Source organism: Halarchaeum sp. P4, from assembly GCF_051195175.1.
GTDB lineage: Archaea > Halobacteriota > Halobacteria > Halobacteriales > Halobacteriaceae > Halarchaeum.
The window spans coordinates 169,418-177,188 of record NZ_JBNTKC010000005.1; the positions used below are offsets into that span (position 1 = coordinate 169,418).

6 protein-coding genes are annotated in these 7,771 nt (G+C 61.4%); 4 read left to right on the top strand and 2 right to left on the bottom strand.

From position 1 onward, the window contains the following. The first annotated feature begins 36 nt into the window (after nucleotides 1–36). On the top strand, nucleotides 37–1,992 hold the full coding sequence (locus ACQUS8_RS15165) for a copper-translocating P-type ATPase (protein ID WP_435102618.1): 1,956 nt from the start codon (nucleotides 37–39) through the stop codon (nucleotides 1,990–1,992). A 271-nt stretch (nucleotides 1,993–2,263) separates the two neighbouring features. Next, entirely contained in the window at nucleotides 2,264–3,235 is a 972-nt protein-coding gene (locus tag ACQUS8_RS15170) for a cation diffusion facilitator family transporter (RefSeq protein ID WP_435102620.1), read from the top strand. A gap of 128 nt (nucleotides 3,236–3,363) precedes the next feature. Here the strand turns inward: ACQUS8_RS15170 and ACQUS8_RS15175 are convergent, their stop codons facing one another. After that, on the bottom strand, nucleotides 3,364–4,599 hold the full coding sequence (locus ACQUS8_RS15175; RefSeq protein ID WP_435102622.1) for an RNA-guided endonuclease TnpB family protein: 1,236 nt from the start codon (nucleotides 4,597–4,599) through the stop codon (nucleotides 3,364–3,366). 58 nt (nucleotides 4,600–4,657) lie between these two features. Here ACQUS8_RS15175 and ACQUS8_RS15180 point away from each other — a divergent pair, with 58 nt between their 5' ends. Together ACQUS8_RS15180 and ACQUS8_RS15185 are read left to right on the top strand one after the other, a co-directional pair. Continuing rightward, nucleotides 4,658–4,798 (top strand): hypothetical protein, encoded by a 141-nt coding sequence (locus ACQUS8_RS15180; protein ID WP_435102624.1) that lies wholly within the window; start codon nucleotides 4,658–4,660, stop codon nucleotides 4,796–4,798. A gap of 94 nt (nucleotides 4,799–4,892) precedes the next feature. After that, entirely contained in the window at nucleotides 4,893–7,091 is a 2,199-nt protein-coding gene (locus ACQUS8_RS15185; protein WP_435102626.1) for a heavy metal translocating P-type ATPase, read from the top strand. Between the two features lie 235 nt (nucleotides 7,092–7,326). On the opposite strand, the gene ACQUS8_RS15190 is transcribed toward ACQUS8_RS15185, so the two are convergent. Further along, nucleotides 7,327–7,494 (bottom strand): DUF1931 family protein, encoded by a 168-nt coding sequence (locus tag ACQUS8_RS15190; RefSeq protein WP_435102628.1) that lies wholly within the window; start codon nucleotides 7,492–7,494, stop codon nucleotides 7,327–7,329. Nucleotides 7,495–7,771: the final 277 nt, after the last annotated feature.

The following is a 7,771-nucleotide window of genomic DNA, read 5'->3' on the forward strand; positions in this document are numbered from 1 at the left end:
CACAGCGCACACACGGACCACACCGGCCACGAGCAAATGTTCCGACGGCGGTTCTGGGTCTCGCTCGTCCTCTCCATCCCGGTTATCGTCTTCAGTGAGTTCATCCAGGACGTCGTCGGCTACACTGCACCCACGTTCCCAGGGAGCGTGTGGATCACCCCAGTCCTCGCGGTAGTCATCTTCGCGTATGGCGGTGTCCCGTTCCTCTCGATGGCGCGCACCGAGCTCCGGAACCGCGAGCCCGGGATGATGATGCTCATCTCGCTCGCGATTACGGTCGCGTTCGTCTACTCGCTCGCGAGCCTCTTCCTCGAGGGGACGACGCCGTTCTTCTGGGAACTCGTCACCCTCATCGACATCATGCTCCTCGGGCACTGGGTGGAGATGCGGTCGGTTCGCCAGGCCTCCGGTGCACTCGACGAACTCGCGAAGCTCATGCCCGACACCGCCGAACTCGTCACCGAATCCGACGAGATTGAGGAAGTCCCGATTGCCAATCTGCAGGAAGGCGATGTCGTTCTCGTTCGGCCGGGAGCGAGCGTTCCTGCCGATGGGGAAGTCGTCGAAGGCGAGTCTTCGGTCGACGAGTCGATGATTACTGGTGAGTCCCGTCCTGTCGACAAGGATCCCGGTGCAGAGGTCATCGCCGGTACTGTGAACCAGGACGGCAGTCTCCGTGTCGCGGTCACCAAGACCGGCGAGGAAACCGCACTCGCGGGGATCATGCGCCTCGTTTCGGAGGCCCAGCAGTCGAAGTCGAAGACCCAACTACTCGCCGACAAAGCCGCGGGGTGGCTGTTCTACGTTTCCCTCGGCGTCGCCGCGGTCACCGCGGTTGCGTGGGTCATCGCGACTGGCTACAACATCGCCGTCCTCGAACGCGTCGTCACGGTTCTCGTCATCGCGTGCCCGCACGCGCTCGGGCTCGCTGTTCCGCTGGTTGTCGCTATCAACACGTCGACAGCGGCCCAGAATGGGATGCTCATCCGCGACCGCATCGCTATGGAGGAATCTCGCAACCTCGATACGATAATCTTCGACAAGACGGGAACGCTCACGAAAGGCGAGCAAGGTGTCGTCGGCACCGAAACCGCCAGCGGCTGGGATGAAGAACAGGCTTTCCGCGTCGCGACTGCGATCGAAGGCGACTCCGAGCACATGATCGCCCGCGCGATTCGGAATGCCGCCGATGAACGCGGCATCAAGGGAGCCCACGCGACGTCATTCGAAAACCTCCGCGGCCTCGGTGTCCGTGCCGAGATCGACGACGAGACGTATCACGTCGGTGGCCCGAATCTGCTCGAAAAACTCGACGTTGAGGCACCCGATGACGTCAAGACGTTCGCGGCTGAGTCGGGTGCTAACGCACAGACGGTTGTCTACCTCGTACACGGAGAGTCAGAGGTTGTCGCGGCGTTCGCGCTCGCGGACGTGATCCGCGAGGAAAGTCGCCGGACTATCCACGCCCTCCACGAGATGGGCATCGAGGTCGCGATGCTGACCGGCGACAGCGAGGACGTCGCGAAAGCAGTGTCCGAAGAACTCGGGATCGACCAGTATTTCGCCGAAGTCCTCCCTGAGGAGAAAGATCAGGCCGTCGCGGAGCTCCAGCGCGAAGGAAAGCTCGTCGCGATGGTCGGCGACGGCGTCAACGACGCGCCAGCGCTCGCGCGTGCAGATGTGGGTATCGCCATCGGGAGCGGGACGGACGTCGCGATCGAGTCCGGCGACATCATCCTCGTCGAGAACAACCCGCTCGACGTCGTCCGACTCATCAAGCTCTCGAAAGCGAGCTACCGGAAGATGCAGGAGAACCTCGTCTGGGCGACCGGCTACAACGTCTTTGCCCTCCCACTGGCAGCCGGTATCCTCGCGCCAATCGGAATCCTGCTCTCCCCGGCCATCGGCGCGGTCCTTATGTCGCTCTCGACGGTTATTGTGGCGATCAACGCACGACGGCTCCGTAACGCCGATCTCTCAGTTCCTGCTTAATCAACGAACTGTGCAGAGAGCCGTGACGAAGTGGAGTGATTCGGTAGTCCTGACCTACCCCCTTCAGGGTGGAATTCCGCCATGGGTCGTAACAACCTCTATCACCGGTTCATCGCCGGCATCTTCTAACAGCTCAGCTGTCAGGAAATGTGACTGGTTGCCCCACACAAACCCGAGTTATTAAATATTCTGTCTATATTGCCAATATGGGGCATCTATACAGATTCGTCTAACAGATGATTTAATAATTCTGTGCTGGCCACCAGTAGCTATGACTGAAAATCGGGAATCGACACACAATCACGACGAGCATAGTCATGACGATAGTCACGATGCCGTATCGCACGCCGAGCATGACCACGACGGCGGTCATGGCGGGACGGGAAGTGTTCGAAAGCTCGGTGTCGTCGCCGCGATCAATACGGTCGGCTTCGTTGTCGAACTCGCTGGCGGCCTCCTGTTCGGCTCACTCGCACTGCTGAGCGACGCTGTCCACATGCTGTTTGACGCGCTCTCCTACCTGATGGCGTTCGCCGCCGGCTACACAGCCGAACGGTACGAAACGCCCGGCGAGTGGACATTCGGCCTCCATCGCCTCGAACCGCTTGCCGCACTCCTGAACGGGACGCTGCTTGTTCCGATGGCACTCGTTATCCTCTATGAATCCTATCAGCGCTTCCTGAATCCGGTCGAACTCGACGCGACGATGACGATTCTCCTCGCGGCCGGCGGCCTCGTTGTCAACGTTGCGTCTGTCGTCTACCTGCACGGTGACGAACTCAGTCTGAACGAACGCGGTGCCTTCTATCACTTGCTCGGTGACACGGGCGCGTCCATCGCCGTCATCATCTCGACTGCCATCATCGCGCTCTTCGATATTCGCGTCGTTGACCCGATCACGGCCGCACTCATTGCGCTTGTCATCATCTGGTCGGCGTACACTGTCCTCCGGGATAGCCTCAACCTCATTCTTGAGCGAAGTCCGATTCCTATGGACGAGCTGCACGCCGACTTCGACGGTCTTGACGGCGTGGACGAAGTCATCGACTGTCACGTCTGGCAGGTCTGCAGTCGTCTCACCGTCGCGACGGTTACTCTCTCGGTGTCAGTCGATTCGCTCACAGCTCAAGAGGCGTTACGGGCGCATGTTCACGAGACGCTTCGCGACGCCGGCGTTGACCATGTCACCGTTGAACTTACGACGAACCACACAACACCTACGTCAACCAACCACACCCACTAACAGACCGTGAGTTCCATCCATTACTCTCCGAGACCCTCGTTGAACACAACTCTCCAACAACTGCAGTGACATCCTCACCCGCCCTGAAGGGCAGGGCTTCCTACAAGGGAAGCCTCGTACTGGAGGTTTCAGGACTGAAACGCCGCAAGCGTCGTCTGTCCGGGTTTCGGACTCGGCGTGCGGTGTCCTGTGGTGCTGTCACAAGCACTCCCGTCCCGTGGCGAGTCATCGCCCGTCGGTTTCAGCGACAGGCTCTCTCCCCATGGGTTGAGGCGGCCAGCGATGGTGGCCGCCGCGTTGATGTCCGCTTGGTACTCCGAAACCCAACACTCGCCGTTCGTGCATCGGAACGCCGCCTGCGACGACCGGGAACCGATGTGGCCGCAGGCGTGGCACGTTTGGCTCGTGTATGCCGGGTTCACGAACTGCACCGGGATACCCGCTTCGAGGGCTTTGTCCTCGATGCGTCCAGTGAGGCGCGCGAATGCCCAGTTGTGGAGGCGGCGGTTCATCCACTTCCCGTAGTCGAGATGTTCGCGGATATCCGAGAGGTCTTCGAGCACGATAACCGGATTCTCGAACTCGTTGGCGTACTCGATGGCTTCCCGAGACGCCTTCTCGACAATATCCGTCAGCGCGTTCTGGTAGTGGTCAAATCGTTCGTCGACGCGCCACTCGGCGGCGTCGCGCTCTTGGAGCCGTCGGAGTGTTGTGAACATCTCTTTGCGGAGATGGCGAGCGCGCCCACCGTCGAACAGCATCGGTTGGGTCGGAATACCGTTCTGACAGGCACAGCCCGTCAGGAGCTTGGATTCACCGATATCGAAGCCGACCGGCGTCGGGTCGTCCGGTTCCTCTGGGTCCGCGACCTCGTACTCGACGGTGACGTGAAGCACCCAGTTGGTGTGGTGTTCTTGCAGTCGGAACTCGCCGACCGATACATCGCCGTCGAGCAGGTCGTCCCACAGCTCGCGTTGTGCGGGGTTGATGCGGAGCGGAATCCAGAAAGCGTTGCCACGCCCGGCTTGCGGGACGCGCCAGCAGAACTCGTGTCTGCGTTCCTCGGAGTGGTCAAGACGCCAGCCCCGGTTCGTGAACCGGACTAGGTGGTCCTCAGACAACTCCTCGGCGTCGTAGGTGTCCCGAAGTTGTGGGACGTAGTTCTTGAGTGCGTCTTTCGCGTAGGACGTGAGATTGTAGCCGGTGACGACATCGTTGACCGCTGTTTGCGTATCCGCACCACTCTCGAAGGCGTCCGCGAGAGCGCGGCGATACGTCGCCACGGTCCGCTGAAGCCGTTGCTCTTTGTGCGCCGTCGGTGGCGCGAGCGTGGCTTCGAGCGTTTTCGTGGCAGTCGCGGTCATCCGTCACCAATACGTAGCACCCTAAGGTGCATAAGACTATGTAATAAGATAGATATGTATGGCAAAAAGCATCCATATCGAAGTGAACGAAGACCAATTCGAGGAGCTAAGCGACTTCAAAGACCGGAGAGGATACACATGGAAAGGACTCCTACTCGAAGGCTACCGCGCCCTCGACACCGACGAGACGACCGAATAGGACAGACAGGCGGGCAAACCGCGTGGAAATGCCCAGCTAACCGAACGCGATTCCTCCCCGCCGCTTGCGGCGGGGTTTCCTCGCTTCCGCAAAGATGAGTAGCGAGATGGAGACCGCGTATTTCTCGATTAGCGGGATGCACACGCGGGCCTGCGAGTCCTATCTCGAGCGACGCGCAGCCCGCCTCGATGGGGTTACGGATGCAGCGGCGAGCTATACTGCCGAGATGATGCGGGTTACCTACGACCCCGACCGGGTTGAGCGTGACACCATCGCGGAGACGCTCTCGGCGTGGGGGTATCGCGCCGCCGATCCGACGCCCGAGGAGACGCCCGCCGAGCGGAACGACTTCGATTTCGACCACCTCCGCACCGTCTTCTCGGTAATCGCCGTCGCGCCCGTCTACATTATCTACGCCGCGTTCTTCTACCCCGTCTATCTCGGCCTGCTACCGACGTCCTCGCTGAACAATCACGCCATTGTCACCGGTCTCTACGGGCCGGTCGCGATGTTCACGACGATCACCGTCCTCGGCGTCGGCTTCCCGATACTCCGATCGGCCGCCATCAGCCTCCGCGAACGCCAGTTGACGCTCGACGTCCTCATCGCGCTCACGGCGCTGAGCGCCTACGCCTACTCGGTCGTCTCGCTGCTCTTCCTCGACCGGCTCTACCTCTTCTTCGACGTCGCGACGTCCATTATTGTCCTCGCCACCATCGCGAATCACACCCGAGCGCGCTACAAGCGCCAAGCGGTGCAGGACCTCACCGACATCGTCGACAACGCGGAGAGGACGGCACGGTGCCTCCGCGGCGATGGGTTCGAGACGATTCCGGTCGCGGACTGCACGGGTGGCGAGCGCCTGCTCGTCCGCGCAGGTGAGCGAATCCCGCTCGACGGCACCGTCGCCGCCGGACGGGGCGCGGTCAACGAGGCACTCATCACCGGTGAGGCGCGGCCACAGCGGAAATCGCCCGGTGACGACGTCGTCGGTGGTTCAATCGTCGCCGATGGCGCGCTCGAAATCACGGTCGTCGACGACGCAACGAGTACACTCGACCGACTGCGAGACCTCGTCTGGGATCTCCAAGCCGAGCAGTCCGCGGCCGAGCGCCTCACGAATCGCGTCGCCGCATACTACACGCCGGTCGTCGCCGTCCTTGCCGTCGCGACGCTCGGCGCGTGGGCTGTACTCAGCACATCGATCGAAACAACGGTCCGCACGGCGCTCACCATACTCATCGTCGCCTGTCCGGTGGCGCTCACGCTCGTCACACCGCTCGCAATCGGGCGCGGGCTCGCCACCGCCGCCGACGCCGATGTTCCGGTCCTCAACCAGACCGTCCTTGAACGGGTCACCGATATCGACACCGTCGCGTTCGACAAGACAGGTACACTCACCACCGGCGAAATGCGAGTTTCGACCGTTCACGGCGACGACACTGACACCATTCTCCAGCAGGCGGCCGCCGTCGAATCACGGTCGAGCCACCCGATTGCAGCCGCGATTCGCGAGCGTGCACCCGAGTACGCGGCGAGCGTCGACGACTTCGACCGCCACCGCTACGGCGTTACCGCCACTGTCGACGGCACACGGACTGCAGTCGGCGACCCTGAGTTGTTTGCCGACACTGACTGGACACTCCCCACATCGATTCGTGACACTATCGAGGCCGTTCGCGACGAAGATGCGATTCCGACCGTCGTCGGCTGGGACGGCCAAGCACGCGGCGTCGTCGCGCTTGAGGACGACCCACGGCCGGAATGGGAGGAAACTGTCGCTGCGTTCGCCGCAGACGGCATGCGCGTCGTCGTCATTACGGGCGACGATTCTGCGGCCGCCCGTCGTTTCGCCGACCATCAAGCGATTGATGCCGTCCATGCAGACGTCGCCCCCGAGGAGAAAGAAGAGCTCGTGCGTCGCCTCCGTGAGGACGGCTCCGTCGCGATGGTTGGTGACGGGACGAACGACGCGCCCGCGCTCGCCGCCGCCGACCTCGGCATCGCGATGGTCTCCGGGAGTGACTTCACTACGACCGTCGCGGACGCACTCGTCACCGCGGACGACCTCACGCCGTTGCGTTCACTCTTCGCGATTGCACGCGGGACACGCCGGCGACTCCGCGAAAACCTCGCGCTCGCCCTCCTCACGCCTGTCGTCGGTCTTCCGATCGCGATGAGTGGGCGCGTCACGCCGCTTGTCGCAACGGTACTGACCGCCATCGGTCTCGGCCTCGTCCTCGCGAACAGCTATCGCCCGCTCTCCGTCGACACCACATCTGGCGATGCCTGAGCGGTTTCCCTATTCCCGTCACCTCGCCCATGCCATTGGTGAAGTGTGCGTCTTCGGTGGGATGGTCGGCCTCGTAGCCGAACTGGCAATTCAGGTCGGCCAGCGGCGGAATCCCATCAGCAACCAGCTTACTCGTCTCTACACTCGCCGTTGTTCTCGTGCTCGACCGCAATTTCGTGACGTAGCGGCTATTCAGATCGAGCGTAACACACGGGAAAGCATAAGAGAAGTCGCTTTAGAGGTCGCGGGGCTGGACGGTCTTGCGATTGTTTGCTTCGGCGCGTGCGGCAGCCTCCTTGAGTAGTTCTTCGACCTCTTCGTCGAGTGCCTCGTAGAAGTCGCCGGCGATGTTCTTCTCTGCGAGTGCATCCTTGACTGCGGCTTTGACGACAAGATTCGACATACGGCGTTGAATTCGCCTGTCTATCACTTATAGGGATGGGGCGGACAGGGGGTGTCAGAGTGTAGTCGCTGACAAGAAGGCGGAGGCAAACGAGTTCTGAGGGAAACGAGCACGTCAAGCGGCAGTCATCTTCATACCTCTATTTGGCTCTGTTGAAATCCTCAGCCGCTAACGAGATCGTACGGTTGTTCGTTAGGTGTAGCCAATTCACTTTTCTCCCTCTTCGGATACTATGCTGTCAACAGATGCCAAGACTTGTTCTGGAGACGGAGATTTC